General features: G+C 72.4%; 20 protein-coding genes and 1 riboswitch. Of the genes, 9 read left to right on the top strand and 11 right to left on the bottom strand.

Translation table 11 applies throughout. The features are described 5' to 3' along the window. Window positions 1-56 precede the first annotated feature (56 nt). The 3 genes from ACGF4C_RS22875 (at window position 57) to ACGF4C_RS22865 (ending at window position 3,836) form a co-directional block, all read left to right on the top strand. Complete coding sequence (locus ACGF4C_RS22875) at window positions 57-989, top strand: MurR/RpiR family transcriptional regulator (RefSeq protein ID WP_030810494.1); 933 nt, start codon at window positions 57-59, stop codon at window positions 987-989. 56 nt (window positions 990-1,045) lie between these two features. Next, on the top strand, window positions 1,046-1,993 hold the full coding sequence (murQ, locus tag ACGF4C_RS22870; protein ID WP_393568670.1) for an N-acetylmuramic acid 6-phosphate etherase: 948 nt from the start codon (window positions 1,046-1,048) through the stop codon (window positions 1,991-1,993). A gap of 196 nt (window positions 1,994-2,189) precedes the next feature. Continuing rightward, entirely contained in the window at window positions 2,190-3,836 is a 1,647-nt protein-coding gene (locus ACGF4C_RS22865; protein ID WP_393568668.1) for a PTS transporter subunit EIIC, read from the top strand. A 16-nt stretch (window positions 3,837-3,852) separates the two neighbouring features. On the opposite strand, the gene ACGF4C_RS22860 is transcribed toward ACGF4C_RS22865, so the two are convergent. From ACGF4C_RS22860 to thrC, 7 genes are all read right to left on the bottom strand, one after another. Beyond that, window positions 3,853-4,131, bottom strand: coding sequence for a hypothetical protein (locus tag ACGF4C_RS22860; protein ID WP_393568666.1), 279 nt, complete (start codon window positions 4,129-4,131; stop codon window positions 3,853-3,855). Between the two features lie 162 nt (window positions 4,132-4,293). After that, the gene (locus tag ACGF4C_RS22855; protein WP_393568664.1) at window positions 4,294-4,692 is read right to left on the bottom strand and encodes a hypothetical protein; all 399 of its coding nucleotides are present in this window, start codon (window positions 4,690-4,692) and stop codon (window positions 4,294-4,296) included. A 74-nt stretch (window positions 4,693-4,766) separates the two neighbouring features. Beyond that, window positions 4,767-5,507, bottom strand: a complete 741-nt coding sequence (locus ACGF4C_RS22850) for a DUF998 domain-containing protein (protein WP_393568662.1) — start codon at window positions 5,505-5,507, stop codon at window positions 4,767-4,769. 378 nt (window positions 5,508-5,885) lie between these two features. Further along, a complete protein-coding gene (gene groL / locus ACGF4C_RS22845) occupies window positions 5,886-7,508 on the bottom strand; it encodes a chaperonin GroEL (RefSeq protein ID WP_030414913.1) in 1,623 nt (540 codons plus the stop codon). A 423-nt stretch (window positions 7,509-7,931) separates the two neighbouring features. Beyond that, window positions 7,932-8,135: a cold-shock protein gene (locus ACGF4C_RS22840; RefSeq protein WP_003986833.1), complete on the bottom strand. Its 204-nt coding sequence runs from the start codon at window positions 8,133-8,135 to the stop codon at window positions 7,932-7,934. 500 nt (window positions 8,136-8,635) lie between these two features. Beyond that, window positions 8,636-8,914, bottom strand: a complete 279-nt coding sequence (locus tag ACGF4C_RS22835) for a MoaD/ThiS family protein (protein WP_393568659.1) — start codon at window positions 8,912-8,914, stop codon at window positions 8,636-8,638. A 55-nt stretch (window positions 8,915-8,969) separates the two neighbouring features. Continuing rightward, window positions 8,970-10,262, bottom strand: a complete 1,293-nt coding sequence (gene thrC / locus ACGF4C_RS22830; protein ID WP_393568657.1) for a threonine synthase — start codon at window positions 10,260-10,262, stop codon at window positions 8,970-8,972. Between the two features lie 17 nt (window positions 10,263-10,279). Next, window positions 10,280-10,424: riboswitch (SAM riboswitch) on the bottom strand. Window positions 10,425-10,610: 186 nt separating this feature from the next. Here thrC and ACGF4C_RS22825 point away from each other — a divergent pair. The 3 genes from ACGF4C_RS22825 (at window position 10,611) to ACGF4C_RS22815 (ending at window position 13,893) form a co-directional block, all read left to right on the top strand. Next, window positions 10,611-11,573 (top strand): glucosyl-3-phosphoglycerate synthase, encoded by a 963-nt coding sequence (locus tag ACGF4C_RS22825; RefSeq protein WP_393568655.1) that lies wholly within the window; start codon window positions 10,611-10,613, stop codon window positions 11,571-11,573. A gap of 47 nt (window positions 11,574-11,620) precedes the next feature. Further along, window positions 11,621-13,063, top strand: coding sequence for a trehalose-6-phosphate synthase (locus tag ACGF4C_RS22820; protein ID WP_393568653.1), 1,443 nt, complete (start codon window positions 11,621-11,623; stop codon window positions 13,061-13,063). Window positions 13,064-13,197: 134 nt separating this feature from the next. Then, window positions 13,198-13,893 carry a hypothetical protein gene (locus tag ACGF4C_RS22815; protein ID WP_393568651.1) on the top strand — a complete coding sequence of 232 codons (696 nt, stop codon included), beginning with the start codon at window positions 13,198-13,200 and terminating at the stop codon, window positions 13,891-13,893. 10 nt (window positions 13,894-13,903) lie between these two features. Here the strand turns inward: ACGF4C_RS22815 and otsB are convergent, their stop codons facing one another. From otsB to ACGF4C_RS22800, 3 genes are all read right to left on the bottom strand, one after another. Further along, entirely contained in the window at window positions 13,904-14,767 is an 864-nt protein-coding gene (gene otsB, locus ACGF4C_RS22810; RefSeq protein ID WP_393568650.1) for a trehalose-phosphatase, read from the bottom strand. Between the two features lie 90 nt (window positions 14,768-14,857). After that, window positions 14,858-15,139, bottom strand: coding sequence for a DUF3263 domain-containing protein (locus tag ACGF4C_RS22805; protein ID WP_030810538.1), 282 nt, complete (start codon window positions 15,137-15,139; stop codon window positions 14,858-14,860). A gap of 73 nt (window positions 15,140-15,212) precedes the next feature. After that, window positions 15,213-16,481, bottom strand: a complete 1,269-nt coding sequence (locus ACGF4C_RS22800; RefSeq protein ID WP_393568648.1) for an extracellular solute-binding protein — start codon at window positions 16,479-16,481, stop codon at window positions 15,213-15,215. Between the two features lie 270 nt (window positions 16,482-16,751). Between ACGF4C_RS22800 and ACGF4C_RS22795 the strand changes: the two genes are divergently transcribed. The 3 genes from ACGF4C_RS22795 to pfkB all read left to right on the top strand — a co-directional run bounded on the left by ACGF4C_RS22795 (window position 16,752) and on the right by pfkB (window position 19,939). Further along, entirely contained in the window at window positions 16,752-17,669 is a 918-nt protein-coding gene (locus ACGF4C_RS22795; protein WP_393568720.1) for an ROK family protein, read from the top strand. Further along, a complete protein-coding gene (gene nagA, locus ACGF4C_RS22790) occupies window positions 17,669-18,880 on the top strand; it encodes an N-acetylglucosamine-6-phosphate deacetylase (RefSeq protein ID WP_393568646.1) in 1,212 nt (403 codons plus the stop codon). Before ACGF4C_RS22795 ends, nagA begins: the two co-directional genes overlap by 1 nt. A gap of 132 nt (window positions 18,881-19,012) precedes the next feature. Further along, the gene (gene pfkB / locus ACGF4C_RS22785) at window positions 19,013-19,939 is read left to right on the top strand and encodes a 1-phosphofructokinase (protein ID WP_393568644.1); all 927 of its coding nucleotides are present in this window, start codon (window positions 19,013-19,015) and stop codon (window positions 19,937-19,939) included. Between the two features lie 17 nt (window positions 19,940-19,956). Here pfkB and ACGF4C_RS22780 read toward each other — a convergent pair whose 3' ends face one another. Next, window positions 19,957-20,871: a CBM35 domain-containing protein gene (locus ACGF4C_RS22780; RefSeq protein WP_393568642.1), complete on the bottom strand. Its 915-nt coding sequence runs from the start codon at window positions 20,869-20,871 to the stop codon at window positions 19,957-19,959. Between the last annotated feature and the right edge of the window lie 227 nt (window positions 20,872-21,098).

Raw genomic sequence — 21,098 nt, 5'->3', positions numbered from 1 at the left:
CACAGCCCTCACGGAGGGTATTGACGCGGTGCCGGTGATGAAATTACTTTTCAAGCGTGAGCAGCAGCCTGAAGGAAACTTTCAAGGACGTGGCCGTCGAGACCCGACCGGCCCCGGCCCCACCCGCCCCCGCGGCGCTGGCCGCCAAGGTCCGCACCCTCGCGCCGACGATGACCCGCTCCATGCAGCGGGTCGCCGAGACCGTCGCGAGCGACCCGGCCGGCTGCGCCGCACTGACCGTCACCGGCCTCGCGGAGCGCACCGGCACCAGCGAAGCCACCGTCGTACGCACGTCGAGGCTGCTCGGCTATCCGGGCTACCGCGACCTCCGACTGGCGCTCGCCGCGCTCGCCGCGCAGCAGGCGGCCGGCGGCGCGCCCGCGGTGACCGCCGACATAGCGGTCGACGACTCCCTGGTCGACGTCGTCGCCAAGCTGGCGCAGGAAGAGCAGCAGTGCCTGGCCGACACCGCGGCCGCGCTGGACGTCACCCAGCTCGAAGCGGCGGTCGCCGCGCTCGCCTCCGCCCGCCGCATCGATGTGTACGGCATCGGCGCGTCCAACCTCGTCGGCCAGGACCTCGCCCAGAAGCTGCTGCGCATCGGCCTGATCGCGCATGCGCACGCCGACCCCCACCTCGCGGTGACGAACGCCGTCCAGATGCGCACCGGTGACGTCGCCCTGGCGATCACCCACTCCGGCCGGACCACCGACGTCATAGAGCCCCTGCGGGTGGCCTTCGACCACGGCGCGACGACCATCGCCATCACCGGCCGCCCGGACGGCGAGATCGCCGCGTACGCCGACCACATCCTGACCACCTCCACCGCGCGCGAGAGCGAGCTGCGCCCGGCCGCGATGTCCTCCCGGACGAGTCAACTGCTGGTCGTGGACTGCCTGTTCATAGGCGTCGCGCAGCGGACGTACGAGACCGCCGCCCCCGCCCTCTCCGCCTCCTACGAGGCGCTGGCCCACCGCCACCAGCCCTGACCGCCGCCCGCCGCACGGGGGCGGCGTGCGCCCGACCCGGAAAGAGCCGCCGAGCCATGACCTCCACCGCCGACCACCCCCACTACGCAGAACTGCGCGCCGAGTTGGACGGCCTCACCACCGAGGCGTTCCGTCCCGACCTCGCCGAGATCGACCGCCGCTCCACCCTCGACATCGCCCGCACGATGAACGACGAGGACGCCACCGTCCCCGCCGCGGTCGCCCGCCGGCTCCCCGAGATCGCCGCCGCCATCGACGCCACCGCCGCCCGGATGGCCCGTGGCGGCCGACTGGTCTACGCCGGCGCCGGCACCGCCGGCCGGCTCGGGGTGCTGGACGCCAGCGAATGCCCGCCGACCTTCAACACCGACCCCTCCGAGGTCCTCGGCCTGATCGCCGGCGGCCCGTCCGCGCTGGTCACGGCCGTCGAAGGCGCCGAGGACAGCAAGGAGTTCGCCGCCGAGGACCTGACCGAGATCAAGCTGACCGAGCGGGACACCGTCGTCGGCATCTCGGCCTCCGGCCGCACGCCCTACGCGATCGGCGCGGTCGAGCACGCCCGGGCCCGCGGCGCGCTGACCATCGGCCTGTCCTGCAACGCCGGTTCGGCGCTGGCCGCGGCCGCCGAGCACGGCATCGAGATCGTCGTCGGCCCCGAGCTGCTGACCGGCTCGACCCGGCTCAAGGCGGGCACCGCGCAGAAGCTGGTGCTCAACATGCTCTCGACCATCACCATGATCCGGCTGGGCAAGACCTACGGGAACCTGATGGTCGACGTCCGCGCCTCCAACGACAAGCTGCGGGCCCGCTCGCGGCGGATCGTCGCGCTCGCCACCGGCGCCACCGACGCCGAGATCGAGACCGCGCTGGCCATAACGGACGGCGAGGTGAAGAACGCCATCCTCACCGTGCTCGCCGGCGTCGACGGCCCGACCGCCGCCCGCCTCCTCGCCGCCTCCGACGGCCATCTGCGCGCGGCCCTGGAAGCGGCCCGAGCCCGCTGACCACCGCCACCAGCGCCCGGTACCCCTGTCATCCGCCCCCCGGCGGCGTCTCTCGCCGCCGGGCAGCGGCAGCCCTCGTCACTCCGGCCACCCGTCCGTCTCCGGTCACCCCTCCGTCTCCCGTCACCCGTCCGTCCCTTCGCCCCGCCCGCGCCGACCCCCGCACCCGGTTCGTCCGCACAGCAAGGCACCGCACATGTCCGAAGACACCCACCGCGCCACCGCCGCCGCGCTCCTCCCGCTGGTCGGCGGCGCCCCCAACGTCACCTCCGTCGCCCACTGCATGACCCGGCTCCGCCTCGGTGTCCGGAACCGCTCCCTGGTCCGGGACGAGGAACTCAAGGCGCTGCCCGCCGTCATGGGAGTGGTCGAGGACGGGCCCACGTACCAGATCGTGCTGGGGCCCGGCGCGGTCGCCCGGGTCACCCCCGCCTTCGAAACCCTGCTGGCCCAGGCCCACGACGCCGCGGAACGGGAAACCGCCGGCGCGGAAACCGACGCCGCGGAATGGGAGACCGCCGCCGCGGAAGCGGAATCCGCACCGCCCACCGCCACACCACCCACCACCGCACAACACACCAGCACCACACCGCCCACCACCGCCGAGCACCTCGCCGCGCAGGGGGCCGCGCTCAAGGCGCGCCGGAAAGCCCGGAACGCCACCCCGGTCAAGCTGTTCCTGCGCCGGGTGGCGAACATCTTCGTCCCGCTGATCCCCGCACTGATCGGCTGCGGCATCGTCGCCGGGATCAACGGTCTGCTCACCAACCTCGGCTGGCTGCCGTCCGTCATCCCCGCGCTGACCGCCATCGCCTCCGGCTTCATGTCGCTGATCGCGGTGTTCGTGGGCCACCACACCGCCAAGGAGTTCGGCGGGACACCGGTGCTCGGCGGTGCGGTCGCCGCGGTCATCGTCTTCCCCGGCGTCGCCCACATCACCGCCTTCGGCCGGCACCTCTCCCCGGGCCAGGGCGGCGTCCTGGGCGCACTGGCCGCCGCGCTGCTCGCCGTACAGGTGGAGAAGCACTGCCGCAAAAGAATCCCCGAGGCGCTCGACGTCCTCCTCACCCCCACCCTGACGGTCCTGGTCACCGGCCTGGTCACACTCTTCGGCCTGATGTACGTCGCCGGCGAGGCCGCCACCGCCATCGGTGCCTTCGCCACCTGGCTGCTCGCGCACGGCGGCGCGGCGGCCGGCTTCCTGCTGGGCGGGCTCTTCCTCCCCCTCGTCATGCTGGGCCTCCATCAGGCCCTCATCCCGCTGCACGCCACCCTCATCCAGCAGCAGGGCTACACCGTCCTGCTGCCGATCCTCGCCATGGCCGGCGCAGGCCAGGTCGGCGCGGCTCTCGCCGTCTATGTCCGCCTGCCCCGCAACCGCTCGGTCCGTACGACCATCAAGTCGGCCCTGCCCGCGGGCTTCCTGGGCGTCGGCGAGCCGCTGATCTACGGCGTGTCGCTGCCCCTCGGGCGGCCCTTCATCACGGCCTGCCTCGGCGGCGCGTTCGGCGGCGGGTTCATCGGCCTGTTCCACCAGCTCGGCGACACCGTAGGCGCCACCGCCATCGGCCCCTCCGGCTGGGCGCTGTTCCCCCTGATCCAGGGCAACCACGGCATCGTCACCACGCTCGTGGTCTACGCGACGGGGCTGGCCGTCGGCTATCTGACCGGCTTCCTGGCGACGTACCTCTTCGGCTTCAGCAGACAGATGCGCACCGACCTCAACGCCCCACCGCAGACGCCGGAAACACCGGAAGCGCCAGAACCGGCGCAGGCAGCGGAAACGGCGACCGCGGCCCCCGCCGCGCCGTCACCCACCCCCCGGGCACCCGCCGGAACGTAAGGAGGAGACAGCCTCCTTACGCCCCGGAGCCCTCGTGTGTGCGGGTGGCCACCGCCTCGACATGGCCGCAGAACGCGCAGACCCAGACGGGTCCTTCGGTATCCCGCTGCTGCCACATCGTGCGGCGGCAGCGGGGACAGCCCGTCGTGCCGATCCCGTCCGCGCCCATCAGCGGCGGCTCGGGGGTCGCGTCGGCGTAGGCGATGATCTGCTTGCGCAGCCGGTCGTCCGTGGTGTTGGCCATTTGGAGCAGGCGCACCACACGGGAACGGACTTCTTCGACAAACTCGGTCATCGTCGGAGCAGCGTACGCGTCCGGCGGGCGGCCATCGATCGGTTCGGTCAAATACCAGGACCTCCGCACACCCGCCACCCTCGAAGGGGTGAGACCACCCCCTGCGATTGACGTCCGGCGCCATCTGCCACCCGCCGCCCGCCGCCCGGCCAGCCGGGTCGCTCAGCCCGCCGTCACGCTGCCGAACTGCGGCGCACCCGCCGTCGAGACGCCTGCCGACGACGGGGAAATGAAGCGGGAGCCGGTGGTGGTGAGGCGGCTGCCGTCGGACGGGAGGGTGATGACCGCGCCGTCGCCGCCGTTCTCGTAGGTGACGCCCACGATCAGATCGGCCCTCTTGTCACCGTTGAGGTCGGAGAGGAAGACCTCGCCGCCGAAGAGGTCGTCCTTCTCGTTGGCGCCGGGGACGCCCGGGGAGGTCTGGTGGAAGTACTGGACGCGGTGGCCGGTGTCGAGGCCCGAGGGAGCGCCGTACAGGACGGTGACCGCGCCGGTCCGCCCACACCGTCGACGGACTCCTTCGCGGCGGAGACGGCCAGGTACCGCCCCCCACCTCCGCATGACAACCGGCCCGCCCACCCCCGCCGCCGCGCAACGACCGCTCACCGGCCTTCCCCGAGTCGCGTAACGACCGCTCAGGAAGTAGGCGCAGGCGCCGGGATCTCCGCAGGAGGTGCGGCGGACGTCCGGGCCGTCGCGGCCGAGCGGAGCGATTCGGCGGCCAGTAGCGCGAACCACACACCCACCAGCACGAGATGGATGCGCTGCGGGACGCCGTGCCAGCCGGGCCGGCCGAACAGCGGGCCCACGGTGCACACGGCGGCCGGCAGGGCCAGCGCCAGCACCCGCGGCCCCCACCGGCGGATCAGCTGCCGGTGCGGGCGCTCGGTCACGGCGGCGCGGCTGAGCAGCGCCATCGACGCGAAGAGGAAGAAGTGGGCCAGGGCGCTGGTGGCCGTGTGCCAGGGATGCACTGCCTCGCACCCGGGCTCCAGGGAGGGCGCGCAGCGCATCGGCAGCGCCACATCGGCCAGCGACGACAGCCCGAGGCCGGCCAGCGCCGCCCACCCGGCACGGGACCAGCGGCCCGCCGCCGGGCCGTACGCCAGCAGCGCCCCCAGGACGACGAGGGCGGCGCAGACGCATTCGATGCCGCCGAAGAGACCGCGCAGCGGCTGGTCGGCGGCGTACAGCTCACTGACGTACGAGTGCCGCGGGTCGAGGCCGGTCGGCAGGACGAACTCCAGCAGCCAGCCGTTGTAGAGCACCGCGGCCACGGCGAGCAGCCGGGCCGCCCAGGCGTCCCGCCGGCCCGGATCGCCGGGCAGCCGGCCCGCGTGCCGCTGGGCCGCTCCGCCCGCCCGCCGCGGCCGCACCGCCCGGTCATCGCCTCGCGCCCGTCCCCCCTGCCGGTTCGCGTTCCGCTCCTGCCCGGACATGATCAGTCGCCGCCCGCATCGGACCTGATCAGACCTCTACGCACCCTGGCTCGCACGAACACTCCTTCGTTTGCGATCACAGGGGGCGCGGCCACCCCGAGACCCTTGGCCGTGACTGTCCATAGCCGATCCAGTGCACAGCGTAACCGCCCTGCCGTCTCGGCCCCGAGAGGCTCAGGGCACGGCGGCGGGCCGGGGTACAAACGCCGCCGGGGCGGCACCCCCTGGGAGGAGGGTGCCGCCCCGGCGTTCAGGACGGGTGATCCGGGAGGATCAGCGTTCTGGTCCAGCGGGCCGGAGGTCCGGCGCGATGGATCAGAAGTCCATGTCACCGCCCGGCATGCCGCCCGGAGCGGCCGCGGCGGCCTTCTCCGGCTTGTCGGCGATGACGGCCTCGGTGGTGAGGAAGAGCGCCGCGATGGAGGCGGCGTTCTGCAGCGCGGAGCGGGTGACCTTGGCCGGGTCGATGATGCCCTCGGCGACCATGTCGACGTACTCGCCGGTGGCGGCGTTCAGACCGTGGCCGACGGCCAGGTTGCGCACCTTCTCCACCACGACGCCGCCCTCGAGGCCGGCGTTGACCGAGATCTGCTTCAGCGGGGCCTCCAGGGCCAGCTTCACAGCCGCGGCACCGGTGGCCTCGTCACCGTCGAGCTCGATCTTCTCGAAGACCGAGGAGGCCTGCAGCAGGGCCACGCCACCGCCGGCGACGATGCCCTCCTCGACGGCCGCCTTCGCGTTGCGAACGGCGTCCTCGATGCGGTGCTTGCGCTCCTTGAGCTCGACCTCGGTGGCGGCACCGGCCTTGATGACGGCCACGCCGCCGGCCAGCTTCGCCAGACGCTCCTGGAGCTTCTCGCGGTCGTAGTCCGAGTCGCTGTTCTCGATCTCGGCGCGGATCTGGTTGACGCGACCCTGGACCTGCTCGCTGTCACCGGCACCGTCGACGATGGTGGTCTCGTCCTTGGTGATGACGACCTTGCGGGCGCGGCCGAGCAGGTCGAGACCGGCGTTCTCGAGCTTGAGGCCGACCTCCTCGGAGATGACGGTGCCACCGGTGAGGATGGCGATGTCGCCGAGCATGGCCTTGCGGCGGTCACCGAAGCCCGGGGCCTTGACGGCGACGGACTTGAAGGTGCCACGGATCTTGTTGACGACCAGGGTCGACAGGGCCTCGCCCTCGACGTCCTCGGCGATGATCAGCAGCGGCTTGCCGGACTGCATGACCTTCTCCAGGAGCGGCAGCAGGTCCTTCACGTTGCCGATCTTGGAGTTGACGATGAGGATGTACGGGTCGTCGAGCGACGCCTCCATACGCTCCATGTCGGTGGCGAAGTACGCCGAGATGTAGCCCTTGTCGAAGCGCATACCCTCGGTGAGCTCCAGCTCCAGACCGAAGGTCTGGGACTCCTCGACGGTGATGACGCCTTCCTTGCCGACCTTGTCCATGGCCTCGGCGATCAGCTCGCCGATCTGGGTGTCGGCGGCGGAGATGGAGGCGGTGGAGGCGATCTGCTCCTTGGTCTCCACGTCCTTCGCCTGCTCCAGCAGGGCGGCGGAGACGGCCTCGACGGCCTTCTCGATACCGCGCTTCAGGGCCATCGGGTTGGCGCCGGCGGCGACGTTGCGCAGGCCCTCGCGGACCAGGGCCTGGGCCAGGACGGTCGCGGTCGTCGTGCCGTCACCGGCGACGTCGTCCGTCTTCTTCGCGACCTCCTTGACCAGCTCGGCGCCGATCTTCTCGTACGGGTCCTCGAGCTCGATCTCCTTGGCGATGGACACACCATCGTTGGTGATCGTGGGGGCGCCCCACTTCTTCTCGAGGACGACGTTACGGCCCTTGGGGCCGAGGGTGACCTTGACGGCGTCGGCGAGCTGGTTCATCCCGCGCTCGAGACCGCGCCGTGCCTCCTCGTCGAACGCGATGATCTTGGCCATGTGAAGTGGTCCTCCCGGACTGGGGTGGATTGCTCCGGACCGCGCTGGCGCCCGCGACGGACGACCTGCAGACCTGCTGTGGTTCCTTGCCCCACCCGGCCTGCGGGCCTCACCGACCCGGTCCTTCATTGTCACTCTCACTCGGAGAGTGCTAACGCCAATGATTAGCACTCGGGGCAGTCGAGTGCAAGCCGCCCGATAGGGCGTCATCGGGGGTTGGCGGTCGGGCGACGGGTGGGCGCAAGCCGCCCGGAGGGCGTCATTGGGGGGTGGCGGTAGGGCGACGGGTGGGCGCAAGCCGTTCAGAGCGTGGCCACCCATCGAGGGGGCGGCCGGGAGGCCCGTCCGTCGTTCGAGGTGCAGCAGAAGGCCCGTACCCCTTCAGGGGTACGGGCCTTCACAACGCAGCAGTCGGTCGGCGCCTCAGCCGGCCACCCGGACCATGTCCGCCTGCGGCCCCTTCTGGCCCTGCGAGATCTCGAACTCGACCCGCTGGCCCTCCTCAAGGGTGCGGTAGCCGTCCATCTGGATCGCGCTGTAGTGGACGAATACATCCGCACCACCGTCGACCGCGATGAAGCCGTACCCCTTCTCCGCGTTGAACCACTTGACGGTGCCCTGAGCCATGCCTAACTCCCCTATTACTGGCCCTTGCGCAGGACCGCACTCCGCGGACCCGGGTCAGACCTCACCCCGCGAAAGGCCCGTGGGGTGTGCGCCGGAACGCGTCGACCGCCGCTGAATGTATCTGGACCGATGCCCAGCGCAACAGGTCAATCGGACGAGAATTCTGGCGCCGGAGAATCGGCTATATGCGGTGAAATCGCGATTCTCCCGGGCAAGCCGGGCCAGGCATAGACATGCCTAACCGACAAATGCCGCACACACTTTGAGCACAACTCAGCACGGTTTCTTATGCGCTCGGCATACCCCGGGACATATACAGCGAGGAGATCGCCACAATGCTATCCCCTTTCACGAAACGGAATTGCCCCGTCCGATTTCGATGGACGGGGCAATTCCGGTCAAGCAGGGGAAGAGATGGCGCAAATCCGCGCCCGTTCGATCAACGTCCGGATGACGCCGCGCGCCAGGAGGGACGCGCGGCGTAAGAACCGAACGGAAGGTCAGCAGCCTCCGGCGACCGCAGGGATGATCGAGACGCCCGCGCCCGCCGGCGTCGGCGTCTCAAGGCCCTGCTCGAAGCGGACGTCGTCATCGTTGACGTAGACGTTCACGAAGCGCCGCAGCTTGCCGGCGTCGTCGAGCACCCGGGCCGCGATGCCCTGGTGGTTCTTCTCCAGGTCGGCGATCACCTCGGAGAGGGTCGCGCCCTCGGCGGTGACCTCGGCCTCGCCGCCGGTGTACGTACGGAGGATGGTGGGGATGCGGACCTTGACGCTCATGGTTCTGCCTTCCGGACAGGGATTACGGAGTACGGGTGCGAAGGGCGGCGCGGGCTCAGCCGGCCAGGCCGGCCGCGCGGAACGCATCCAGGTTCGGACGGATCGTGGCCGTGGGCCCGGTGGTCGGCGCGACCGCGTCCAGTGTCTTCAGACCGTCACCCGTGTTGAGGACAACGGTGGTCAGCGCCGGGTCGAGCAGACCCTCCTCGATGAGCTTCTTGGTCACGCCGACGGTCACGCCGCCCGCGGTCTCCGCGAAGATGCCCTCCGTACGGGCCAGCAGCTTGATCGCGTCCACGACCTGCTCGTCGTTGACGTCCTCCACCGCACCGCCCGTCCGGCGCGCGATGTCCAGCACGTACGGGCCGTCCGCCGGGTTGCCGATCGCCAGCGACTTGGCGATGGTGTTCGGCTTCTGCGGGCGCACGACGTCGTGCCCGGCCTTGAAGGCCGTCGACACCGGCGAGCAGCCCTCCGCCTGGGCGCCGAAGATCTTGTACGGCTTGTCCTCGACCAGCCCGAGGGCGATCAGCTCCTTGAGACCCTTGTCGATCTTCGTCAGCTGGGAGCCGGACGCGATCGGGATGACGATCTGGTCCGGCAGCTGCCAGCCGAGCTGCTCGCAGATCTCGTACGCCAGCGTCTTGGAACCCTCGCCGTAGTACGGCCGCAGGTTGACGTTGACGAAACCCCAGCCCTCGCCGAGCGGGTCGCCGATGAGCTCCGAGCAGAAGCGGTTGACGTCGTCGTAGTTGCCCTCGATGCCGACCAGGTCACCGCCGTAGACCGCGGCCATGACGACCTTGCCGGCCTCCAGGTCGTGCGGGATGAAGACGCAGGACTTGAAGCCCGCGCGGCGCGCCGCGGCGCCGACCGCACCGGCGAGGTTGCCGGTCGAGGAGCAGGACAGGGTGGTGAAGCCGAAGGCGCGGGCGGCCTCGACGGCGATCGCGACGACCCGGTCCTTGAAGGAGTGGGTCGGGTTGCCGGAGTCGTCCTTGACGTACAGGCCGCCGGTGACGCCGAGCTCGGCGGCGAGCCGGTCGGCCTTGACGAGCTTGGTGAAGCCGGGGTTGAGGTTCGGCTTCTCGGCCACGTCGACGGGGACCGGGAGCAGCGGGGCGTAGCGCCAGATGTTGTCCGGGCCGGCCTCGATCTGCTTCCTCAGGGCCTCAGGGTCGCCGCTCGGCAGGTCGTACGCGACTTCGAGCGGCCCGAAACAGCTGGCACAGGCGAAGATCGGTCCGAGGTCGAAGCGCTCGCCGCACTCCCGGCAGGACAGCGCGACGGCGGGGCCCAGAGCGACGGGGGTGGCGTTTGTGGCGGTTTCGGTAACTTGCACAGCCATGGAGGCGAGGCCCTTTCTCCTCATCTTCCTCGCGGCGCATCTCGCCGCGAGACGGATTTGGCACCTTCCCTAGCCGGGAGCCTCGCGCGCTGCACGCGGAGACCGACTGGAGGGTTGCCGGGGCTTCAACGGGCCGTATCCCTCTGCCCCTCTGGATGAGCGGTATGGCGCTGGGCCGAAACCCAGGCGTTTGTCGCGTGGCGACCCCGACATGCGAGGGTCATCCGCGTTGTTCAAGACTGTAACCGAAGGCACTGACAGTTGAGATAGTCGTCCGAACCGCGAGATGGATCACACGATGGATCACATACCGACCGCTGCACCGGCGGCCACCGAGGAGTCGTAGACGTGCTGGAAGAGGTGGAGCGCTGGCTGCGCAGCCGCTCCTGGTCGGCTGCCGATCGCCCATTGGAGCAGCTGCTGGCGGCCAAGCGCCAGACGGGCCGGACGGTCAGCGTCGTGCTGCCCGCGCTGGACGAGGAGGCGACGGTCGGCACGATCGTGGCGACGATCCGTGCCGAGCTGATGACCGACGACGTCCCGCTGGTCGACGAGCTGGTGGTGCTGGATTCCGGTTCCACCGACCGGACGGCCGAGGTCGCGGCGGCGGCCGGCGCCAAGGTCGTCCACCGTGACACGGTGCTGCCGCGGATCCCCGCCGTCCCCGGCAAGGGCGAGGTGCTGTGGCGCTCGCTCCTCGCGACCACCGGCGACATCATCTGCTTCGTCGACGCCGATCTGCGCGAGTTCTCCGCGACCTTCGTCTCCGGGATCGTCGGCCCGCTGCTGACCGATCCGGACCTGCAGTTCGTCAAGGCGATGTACGACCGCCCGCTGGAGACCGGGGGCGAGGGCGCGGGGCCGGGCCAGGGCGGCCGGGTCACCGAACTCGTCGCCCGTCCGCTGCTCAACCTCCACTGGCCGCAGCTGGCCGGTTTCGTCCAGCCGCTGGGCGGCGAGTACGCGGCCCGCCGGGCCCTGCTGGAGCGGCTGCCCTTCCCGGTCGGCTACGGCGTCGAGCTGGGTCTGCTCGTCGACGCGCTGCACACCGTCGGCCTGGACGCCCTCGCCCAGGTGGACGTCGGCGTACGCAAGCACCGCCATCAGGACGGCCAGGCCCTCGGCCGGATGGCCGCCGCGATCTACCGCACCGCCCAACTCCGGCTGGCCCGCGGCCACTTGGTGCGGCCCCGGCTCACCCAGTTCGACCGCGGCGAGGCGGGCTTCGTGCCCCGCACCACGGACGTGGACACCGAGGAACGGCCGCCCATGGCCGACGTCCCGGAATACGCGGCCAGGCGGGCGGCCTGACCCGCGTCGCACGTTTGCACGGATCTGTCACTGGTTAATCTCGCGACATGGTCTCCGAGCGCAGTGTGGTGAACGCAGGTGCCGAGGTTCTCGTCGCGTCCAATCGCGGACCGGTCTCGTACGCCCTGGGCGAGGACGGGGCGCTGACCGCGAAGCGGGGCGGGGGCGGGCTGGTGTCGGGGCTGTCGGCGATCGGTCCCGAGACGGATGCGGTGTGGGTGTGTGCCGCGCTCGGCGAGGGCGACCGGGAGGCAGCGCGGCGGACCGGGGGCGCGCTGGACCCGGCCGACACCGGTGGACAGTGCGTCCGGATGCTGGACATCCCGGCCCATGTGCACGCCGACGCCTACAACGGCATCGCCAATTCGGTGCTGTGGTTCGTCCACCACATGCTCTACCAGACGCCGCTGGAGCCGGTCTTCGACGCGGAGTTCCGGCGGCAGTGGGGGGCGTACGAGGCGTACAACCACGCCTTCGCACAGGCGCTCGCCGACGAGGCGGGCCGGGACGCGGCGGTGCTGGTGCAGGACTACCACCTGGCGCTGGTGCCGGGGATGCTGCGGGCGCTGCGGCCGGACCTGAAGATCGCGCACTTCTCGCACACCCCCTGGGCGCCGCCGGAGTACTTCCGGATGCTGCCGGACGGGATCGCCGAGCAGCTGCTGCGCGGGATGACGGGCGCCGACCAGCTGGGGTTCCTGACGCACCGTTGGGCGGACGCGTTCAGCGCGTGCTGCGCCGAGGTGCTGGGCGGCACCGGCGGCACCCGGCTCGGGGTGTACGGGCTGGGGGCGGACGCCGGGTTCCTGCGGGAGCGGTCGCGGCGGTCGGACGTGGAGGAGCGGCTGGCGGCACTGCGCGAGCAGATCGGCACCGGCCCGGACGGGGCGGCGCGCCGGAGCATCGTGCGGGTGGACCGTACGGAGCTGTCGAAGAACATCGTGCGCGGGCTGCTGGCGTACCGGGAGCTGCTGGTGGACCGGCCGGAGTGGCGGGAGCGGGTGGTGCACGTGGCCTTCGCGTACCCCTCGCGGCAGGACCTGGCGGTGTACCGGGAGTACACCGCGGAGGTGGGGCGGCTGGCCGAGGAGATCAACGCCGAGTTCGGCACGGCGGACTGGCGGCCGGTGGTGCTGCACGTGAAGGACGACTTCGCGCGGTCGCTGGCGGCGTACCGGCTCGCGGACGTGGCGCTGGTCAATCCGATCCGGGACGGGATGAACCTCGTCGCGAAGGAGATCCCGGTGGTGTCCGAGGAGGGCTGCGCGCTGGTGCTGTCGCGGGAGGCCGGCGCCCACGAGGAGTTGGGGTCCGCGGCGCTGACGGTCAATCCGTACGACGTGGGCGGCACGGCGCGGGCGCTGCACGAGGCGCTGTCGATGAAGGCCGGGGAGCGGGCGGAGCGCACCGAGCGGCTGGCCGCGGCGGCCACCGCGCTGCCGCCGGCCCGCTGGTTCCTGGACCAGTTGGCGGCGTTGCGGGAGGGGTGATCGGGGCGGCGCGGGGCGCAGCGGGGAGGCGGGGCCGGGCGCAGCGGGAAGGTGGCGCGGGGCGCAGCGGGGAGGCGGGGCCGGGAAGCCGGGGCGCGGGCTGTTCCGGGCCGCGGTGGGGTAGTTCTTTCTCCATGCCGAACTCCGCGCGTGCCCTGCCGTCTTCCGTCCGTACGTCCACGATGGCGGCCGTCGCCGTGCTGGCCCTCGCGGCCGGCGGGTGTTCGTCCGCCCGGACCCATCCCGACGCCAAGGGGGGTTCGGCCGGTTCGGGGGCGTCGTCCCCCGCCTCGCCCTCGGGGGCGATAGCCGTGGGGCCGGGCCCCCAGGGTGCGTACACCGTGCAGCGGCAGCCCGCCCCCGGCACCTGCCATGCCCGCCACACCGCCGGCAAGCAGCCGCTGCCGGACCCGAAGTGCACGCCGGGCGCGACGAACCCCAAGGTGACCGCGGCGACCCTCAGATCGACGATCTGCCGGAGCGGCTACACCAAGGACATCCGGCCCCCGGTGAACATCACCGGCCGGGAGAAGCAGGCCAACGCCGCCTCGTACGGCTACACCGGCCCGTTGCACGACGCCGAGTACGACCACCTCATCAGCCTCCAGCTGGGCGGCGACCCCAACGATCCGCGCAACCTCTGGGTCGAGCCGCCGTCGCCCGGGCACCGGCCGGGCGCCGGCCCCAACAACCCCAAGGACGTGGTGGAGAACCGCCTCAAGGCCGCGATCTGCGCGGGCAAGGCCGACCTGACGGAGGCCCAGCAGGCCATCGCACGGGACTGGACGACGGCGGAGGCGGTGCTGGGGATCGAGCGGGCGGGGAGGTAGCGCGTCCGGCTCAGCGGGTGTCGAGGTGGGCCGCCAGCGCGCCCAGCAGGTCCACGACGCCGGTCGGGCCGGCGACGACCAGGTCGGCGCGGTCGGCGAGTTCGGTGACCTCGTTGCTGCCGCTGCAGACCAGGAGGCCGGTCAGGCCCTCGGAGCGGAGTTTTTCGACGGCGGCGAAGGCGGCCAGGTCGCCGAGGTCGTCGCCGGCGTAGAGGACCGTCGAGGCGCCGGTTTCGCGGATCCAGTCGGCGAGCGCGACGCCCTTGTCCATCCCGGGCGGACGGAGTTCGAGGACCAGGCGGCCCGGTTCGACGATCAGGCCGTGGCGTTCGGCCAGCGCGGTGAGCGGTGCGCGCAGCCGCTCGAAGGCGCCCTGGGGGTCGTCGGCGCGGCGGGTGTGGATGGCGATGGCCCGGCCGCCCTTGCGCTCGATGGCGGTCTCGACCCAAGTGCCGTGCCAGACGCCGGAGGTGTCCAGGACGCCGGGGAGTTCGGCCTGTATGGCGGCGATGCCGGGGTGCGGCGGCGGGGCGTGCACGGTGCCGGTGGACGCCTCCCAGCGCTCGGCGCCGTAGTGGCCGAGGACGGTGAGGTGGTCCAGTCCGGGGACGGCGGCGAAGCCGCCGAGGCGGACCGCGACGGTGGCCGGGCGGCCGGTGATCACCGCGGCGGCGCGCAGGCGCGGCACGAGGCGCCCGAGGGCGGCGACCGCGCCGTCGTGGGCGCGGGCCTTTTCCGGGTCGGGGACGATGTCGGCGAGGGTGCCGTCGAAGTCGAGGGCGACGACGGCGCGTTCCGGGTGGGCCAGCAGCGCGGCGAGGCCGTCGCGGCCGGCGGGGGTGACGGGAGTCGGCACGTTCGGGGGGCTGCCCATGCCGCCGACCCTACCGGCGGTGGGCGGGCGCACGGCCGGTGCACGGGCGCATCGGGCCGACGGGTCGCGGTGCGCGGCAGGCCCCTCCGATCAGCGGCGGGCGCGGCGCGCCTCGCGTATCCGGCGCAGGCGGTTGATGGTGACGGGGTCGTGGGCGAGCGCGCGGGGGTCGTCCAGCAGGGCGTTGAGGAGCTGGTAGTAGCGGGTCGGGGAGAGGCCGAGGCGTTCGCGGATGGCCCGTTCCTTGGGGCCGGGGCCCGGCCAGGAGCGGCGCTCGACGGCGAGCACCGCCTCGTCCCTGGCGGACAGCCCGGAGCCGCCCGCGCCGCCGGTGGCCTGCGGGTCGTCCGTACTGCCGGTGCCGCTCGTCATCACGTTCCCACGATAAGCGCACGGTCGGACGGGGCGGGGGCCGGGCGGGTGGCCCGGTCCCCCGCGCGCGGCCTCACTCGCCGCTGTTGTCCTCGGTGTCCGCGGTGTTCTGGATGTCGGTGAGCACACCGGCCGGGTTGCCGTTCGGGCCGACCGCGGCGCCCATCCTGGCCTTGATGGTCTTGGAGACCAGCGGCCAGGAGGTCTTGTCCGCCGGGTAGAACTCGGCGCCGGCCAGCTGCTTGAGGAAGCTGTGCAGCTTGGCGTAGTGGTCGTCGGCCATCATCGCCTCGGAGGCGGAGGTGGTGACGGGCAGCAGGCCGTACTCGCCGGAGAACTTCTCGACGTTCTTGTCGCTGTAGACGAAGTCGAGGAACTTGCCGGCCTCGGCGCGGTGGCCGTTCTGCTTGAACGCCATCATCCAGTCGGCGACGCCCATGGTGGTCTTGGCCGGGCCCTTGACGCCGGGCAGGTCGACGGTGCCGTAGTCGATGCCCTTGGCCTCGGCCTGCTTCATGAGGGTGGGGTGGCCGTTGAGCATGCCGACGTCACCGGCGGCGAAGCCGGCGAAGGCGTCCTCGCGGTTGAGCTTGGCGGGGTCGCTGCCGGTCAGGTCCTTGGCGACGAGGTCGTTCTTCAGCCAGTTGAAGGTCTTGATGTTCTCGGGCGAGTTGATCTGGTACTTGCCGATGCTGTCGGTGTAGCTGCCGCCGCCGCTGAGCATCCACATCAGCGTCTCGGCCTGGGTCTCCTCGGGGCCGAGCGGCAGTGCGTAGGGCATCTTGACGCCGTGTGCCTTCAGCAGGGCGGCGTCGTGGGCGATGTCGTCCCAGGTCTTCGGCGGGCTGGTGATGCCGGCCTGGGTGAACAGCTTCTTGTTGTAGAAGAGCCGCCGGGTGCTGGCGCCGAAGGGCAGGCCGTACTGGACGCGGTGGTATTCGCCGGTCTCCGCGAGGGCGGGGGTGAAGTCGGCCTGCACCGGTATGGAGAGCAGCTGGTCGGCGCTGTAGAGCTTGCCCTTGGCCGCGTAGTCGGCGTACGCGCCTATCTGCGCGAGGTCGGGGGCCTTGCCCGCCTTGACCAGGTCCTCGACGTGCTTGTCGACGTTGGTCCAGCTGTCGACCTCGACGTCGATCTTGATGCCGGGGTGCTTCTTCTCGAAGGCGCGGGCGAGCTGGTCCCAGTAGTGCTGGGAGCTGTTGGCCTCGCTGTCACCGTAGTCCGCGGCGATCAGCTTGAGGGTGACGTCGTCGTCCCCCGATCCGCCGCCGCAGCCGGTGAGTGTCAGTGTCATGGTGGTGGCCGTTGCTGCCGCCGCCAGGCTCAAGTACCGCCGCTGCACCCGCTGTTACCGCCCTTTTCCTGTCCCGAAATTCCGTGCTTGCCGGGTTCCTCGACACCGTCTCGGGGATCGCCCTCGCCCGGCGTGAACAGCGAGTTTCCACCCGCGTCCGATACAAGGTCTACACCACAGGTGGTTGCGCTTCGGTATCGGGCTCCCACACTTCCTTCACCCGGACCGCTCCGGTGAGTGGACTAGACCTTTCGGGGCGCATCGCGCGAAACTGTTCCCGTGAGACATGTCATCGCCCTGGATGTGGGCGGCACCGGGATGAAGGCCGCCCTCGTAGGGGCGGATCCCGAACCGTCCGGGAAGACACCGCCCGCCCTGCTCTACGAGGCACGGCGGCCCACCGGCCGCGAACGCGGCCCCGACGCGGTGGTCGAGACGATCCTCGGCTTCGCCGCCGAGCTCCGCGACCTCGGCACCGCCCGCTTCGGCACCCCCGCCGAGGCCGCCGGCGTCGCGGTCCCCGGCATCGTCGACGAGGCCTCGGGCACCGCCGTCTACGCCGCGAACCTCGGCTGGCGGGACGTCCCTTTGCGGGCGCTGCTCTCCGAGCGGCTCGGCGGGATCCCGGTCGCGCTCGGCCACGACGTGCGCACCGGCGGCCTGGCCGAGGGCCGGATCGGCGCCGGCCGGGACGCCGGCCGCTTCCTGTTCGTCCCGCTGGGCACCGGTATCGCCGGTGCCATCGGCATCGGCGGCCGCATCGAGGCCGGGGCGCACGGCAGCGCCGGCGAGATCGGCCACATCGTCGTACGGCCCGGGGGGCGGGCCTGCGGCTGCGGGCAGCGGGGCTGCCTGGAGACGCTGGCCTCGGCCGCCGCGGTCGGCCGGGACTGGGCGGCGGCCTGCGGCGACCCCGGGGCCGGCGCGGCGGACGCGGCCAAGGCCGTGGCGTCCGGCGACGAACGGGCCCGGGCGGTGTGGCGGGACGCGGTGGACGCGCTGGCCGACGGCCTGGTCACCGGGCTGACCCTGCTCGACCCGGAGATGCTGATCATCGGCGGCGGACTGGCCGAGGCGGGCGACACGCTGTTCACGCCTCTGCGGGAAGCGGTCCGGCGGCGCGTTACGTTCCAGCGGCTCCCCTCGATCGTTCCGGCGGCCCTCGGGGACGCCGCCGGGTGCCTGGGCGCGGGACTCCTCGCCCGGGATCTTCTCTCCACGGAGGTAACCGCCTGATGGCACAGCAACTGTCCGTGCAGCCCGCCGCGGGTCCCCGGCGCACCGTCCTGACCGGCGCCCGGATCGCCCGCCCGTCCGGCGTCGTCGAGCGCGGCCGGATCACCGTCGAGGGCGGCCGGATCACCGCGGTCCACAGCCGCGACGCCGACCTGACCGAGGACCGCGGCGCCGACGCCGTGGACCTGACCGGCCACCTGGTCGTGCCCGGCTTCGTCGACATGCACGTGCACGGCGGGGGCGGCGGCTCGTTCTCGTCCGCCGACCCCGGCGAGTGCATGACGGTCGTCGAGACCCACCGCCGGCACGGCACCACCTCGATGGTCGCCTCCACGGTCACCGGCGAGCTGTCCGAACTCGCCCGGCAGGCCGCGGTGCTGGCCGAACTGGTCCAACAGGGCGAGCTGGCCGGGATCCACTTCGAGGGCCCGTTCATCTCCCCGCAGCGCTGCGGCGCCCACCAGCCGGGACTGCTGCGCGACCCGGACCCGTCCGACGTCCGCAAGCTCCTCGACGCGGCCCACGGCACCGCCGCGATGATGACCGTCGCCCCCGAACTGCCCGGCGGGCTGGCCTCCGTGCGGCTGCTCTCCGACGCCGGGGTGATCGCCGCCGTCGGCCACACCGACTCGTCCTACGAGGCGGCCCGGCAGGCCATCGACGCGGGCGCCACCGTCGCCACCCACCTCTTCAACGCGATGCCGCCGCTCGGCCACCGGGCGCCGGGGCCGGTCGCCGCGCTCCTGGAGGACGAGCGGATCACCGTCGAGCTGATCAACGACGGCACCCATCTGCACCCCGCGATGCTCCAGCTGGCCGTGCGTGAGGCGGGCGGCGGCCGGGTCGCGTTCATCACGGACGCCATGGGCGCGGCCGGCATGGACGACGGGAGGTATCCGCTCGGGCCCATGCAGGTCGAGGTCAGGGACGGGGTGGCCCGGATCGCCGACGGCCCCACGGCCGGCTCCATCGCGGGCTCCACGCTCACCCTGGACCGGGCGTTCCAACGCGCCGTCCTCGTCGACGGCCTGACGGTGGACCAGGCCGTCCAGGCACTGTCGGCCACCCCGGCCCGGCTGCTGGGGATCGACGACCGCACCGGCTCCCTGGCGGCCGGCAAGGACGCCGACCTGGTGGTGCTGGACGCGGCGTTCGCCCTGGTCGGGGTGATGCGCCGGGGCGAGTGGGTGGTGCGGCCGCAGAGCGCGTGAGGTGAGCTGCGGGTCTGGGCCAACCGCCACCGACGATGGCATGATCGCTCGCGCACTTGTCCGCATGCCACCGCCGTGCGCGGTTGCCCGACCCAGGCCGCCGCCCGGCCATGACTACCCGGAGGGGCGACCATGATCCTCACGGTCACGCTGAACGCCGCCCTGGACATCACCTACCGCGTGCCCCGGCTCCGCCCGCACCGCACGAACCGGATCACCGAGGTGTCCGAGCGCCCCGGCGGCAAGGGCGTGAACGTCGCCCGGGTGCTGGCCGCGCTCGGCCACCGCACGGTCGCCACCGGCTTCGCGGGCGGCGGCACCGGGGACGCGCTGCGCGCCCTGCTCGCCGAGACGGCGGTCACCGACGCCCTGGTCCCGGTCGGCGGCGCCACCCGCCGCACGGTCGCCCTCGTCGACGCGACCACCGGGGACACCACCCAGCTCAACGAGCCGGGCCCGACCGTCTCCCCCGCCGAATGGGACACCTTCCTCGGCACCTACCGCGAACTGCTGGGCGAGGCCCGGGCGGTGGCGCTGTGCGGCAGCCTGCCACCGGGCGTCCCGGTCGATGTCTACGCCCGCCTCACCCGCACCGCGCGCACCGCCGGCGTCCCCGTCCTCCTCGACACCAGCGGCGAACCGCTGCGCCGGGGTCTGGCCGCCCGCCCCGACCTCGCCAAGCCCAACGCCGACGAGCTGGCCGCCCTGACCGGCAGCACCGAGCCGCTGCGCGCCGCCCGCGACACCCGCCGCCGCGGCGCGCACGCGGTGGCCGCCTCACTGGGCCCGGACGGGATGCTGGCGGTCACCGCCGACGGCGCCTGGCAGGCCGCCCCGCCCCGGCGGTTCGCCGGCAATCCGACCGGCGCCGGCGACTCCGCGGTCGCCGGCCTGCTGTCCGGACTGGTGGAGGACCTCCCCTGGCCCGCACGCCTGGCCCGCGCGGTGGCCCTGTCCGCCGCGACGGTCCGGGCCCCCGCGGCCGGCGAGTTCGACCGGACGACGTACGAGGAGCTGCTGGAGCGCGTGGTGGTGACGGATCATCCGACGGCGGCCTGAACCGGCCCCGGCGGGTCTCAGGGCCGGGCCAGCCAGACCTGGTCGAGGTTCACGTCGCACTGGTTGCCGCTCTCGCAGGACAGCTTGACGGTGTTGGTGCCCTTGTTCAGCTGGACGTACGACCAGGTCTTGGTCCAGCCCTTGTCCCAGGCGCCCTCGGGGCCGTGGGCGAAGTTCCCCATGTTGACCGGGCGGGGGATCGTCGTGCCGTTCACGTTCAGCGTGAGGTTGGCGTCCTTGCCGGGCACGCCGTAACCGACCCAGAGCTTGTACTTGCCGGCGGTGTCCACGTCGACCGTCCATGTGGCGGAGGCGCCGGGGGTGTTCATGCCGCCGATGTACGTCCCGCCGGCCGAGCGGGCCCCGGGCACGTCCTTCGCCGTCGTCGCGCCGCCGTCCAGCCGCAGGCTGCCCGCGTCCTCCTTGGGGAGTTCGCCGGGCTTGGGCTTGGTGTGGGGCTGTTCGCTCGGCTTGACGGTGTCACCGGCCGTCGGGCCGGACTTGCCGGCGTTGGCGTTCTTGGTGTCGTCGCCGTTGTTGGTGAGCATCGCGACGCCGATGCCTATGCAGACCACCGCGACCACCGCGACGGCACCGATCAGCAGGCCGTTGCGGCGGCGCGGCTCCGGCTCGCCGCCGTGGCCGGGCGCCGGCACGCCCCGGGTGCGGTCGCCGCCGGGCAGCGTCTCCGGCGCGGCGTAGGTCGCGTTCTGCTGGCCGTAGGTGACCGGCTGCTGGGCCTGCTGGCCGTACTGGCGCTGGCCGACCGCCCGCACCTGGTTGTACGACGTGCGCGGCACCCCCGGCTGCCGGGCCGCCCCGCCGGCGCCCGGCGAGCCCGGTGCCCCGCCCTCGCCGCCTTCCGCGCGGTAGAGGTAGGCGAAGGGGTCGTCGTTCTCCGGCGTGTCCGCGCCGTTGTTGCCGGCCGTCATTCCGTGTCACTCCCAAGCGATGTGTGCGCGTGATGAACGCGTCGGTCGGTACGCGTGCGCAGACGTCTTCTGCGCGAATCTCTGGTCCGGGCCCCCGGCGGCGCCGCGCCGCATCGGCGCAGCCTACCCCCTCGCGTCCGGACCACACCGGGCCCGGCGGGCCACAAGATCGCTACGGATCGGTGAACTGCTGGTGCGGGGGCCGGCGGGCCGCGGATGTGAGATGC

It is taken from the genome of Streptomyces sp. NPDC048197, from assembly GCF_043202395.1.
GTDB classification, from domain to species: Bacteria; Actinomycetota; Actinomycetes; order Streptomycetales; family Streptomycetaceae; genus Streptomyces; species Streptomyces siderophoricus.
Note: the sequence above shows the minus strand (reverse complement) of the source record. Positions and strands in the feature narration are given on the sequence as shown.

Coding starts and splice junctions, on each gene's coding strand:
- murQ (WP_393568670.1), top strand. CDS start 1,046: ATGACCTCCACCGCCGACCACCCCCACTACGCAGAACTGCGCGCCGAG.
- ACGF4C_RS22865 (WP_393568668.1), top strand. CDS start 2,190: ATGTCCGAAGACACCCACCGCGCCACCGCCGCCGCGCTCCTCCCGCTG.
- ACGF4C_RS22860 (WP_393568666.1), bottom strand. CDS start 4,131: ATGACCGAGTTTGTCGAAGAAGTCCGTTCCCGTGTGGTGCGCCTGCTC.
- ACGF4C_RS22855 (WP_393568664.1), bottom strand. CDS start 4,692: ATGCGGAGGTGGGGGGCGGTACCTGGCCGTCTCCGCCGCGAAGGAGTC.
- groL (WP_030414913.1), bottom strand. CDS start 7,508: ATGGCCAAGATCATCGCGTTCGACGAGGAGGCACGGCGCGGTCTCGAG.
- ACGF4C_RS22840 (WP_003986833.1), bottom strand. CDS start 8,135: ATGGCTCAGGGCACCGTCAAGTGGTTCAACGCGGAGAAGGGGTACGGC.
- ACGF4C_RS22835 (WP_393568659.1), bottom strand. CDS start 8,914: ATGAGCGTCAAGGTCCGCATCCCCACCATCCTCCGTACGTACACCGGC.
- thrC (WP_393568657.1), bottom strand. CDS start 10,262: ATGGCTGTGCAAGTTACCGAAACCGCCACAAACGCCACCCCCGTCGCT.
- ACGF4C_RS22820 (WP_393568653.1), top strand. CDS start 11,621: ATGGTCTCCGAGCGCAGTGTGGTGAACGCAGGTGCCGAGGTTCTCGTC.
- ACGF4C_RS22815 (WP_393568651.1), top strand. CDS start 13,198: ATGCCGAACTCCGCGCGTGCCCTGCCGTCTTCCGTCCGTACGTCCACG.
- otsB (WP_393568650.1), bottom strand. CDS start 14,767: ATGGGCAGCCCCCCGAACGTGCCGACTCCCGTCACCCCCGCCGGCCGC.
- ACGF4C_RS22805 (WP_030810538.1), bottom strand. CDS start 15,139: ATGACGAGCGGCACCGGCAGTACGGACGACCCGCAGGCCACCGGCGGC.
- ACGF4C_RS22795 (WP_393568720.1), top strand. CDS start 16,752: ATGAAGGCCGCCCTCGTAGGGGCGGATCCCGAACCGTCCGGGAAGACA.
- nagA (WP_393568646.1), top strand. CDS start 17,669: ATGGCACAGCAACTGTCCGTGCAGCCCGCCGCGGGTCCCCGGCGCACC.
- pfkB (WP_393568644.1), top strand. CDS start 19,013: ATGATCCTCACGGTCACGCTGAACGCCGCCCTGGACATCACCTACCGC.
- ACGF4C_RS22780 (WP_393568642.1), bottom strand. CDS start 20,871: ATGACGGCCGGCAACAACGGCGCGGACACGCCGGAGAACGACGACCCC.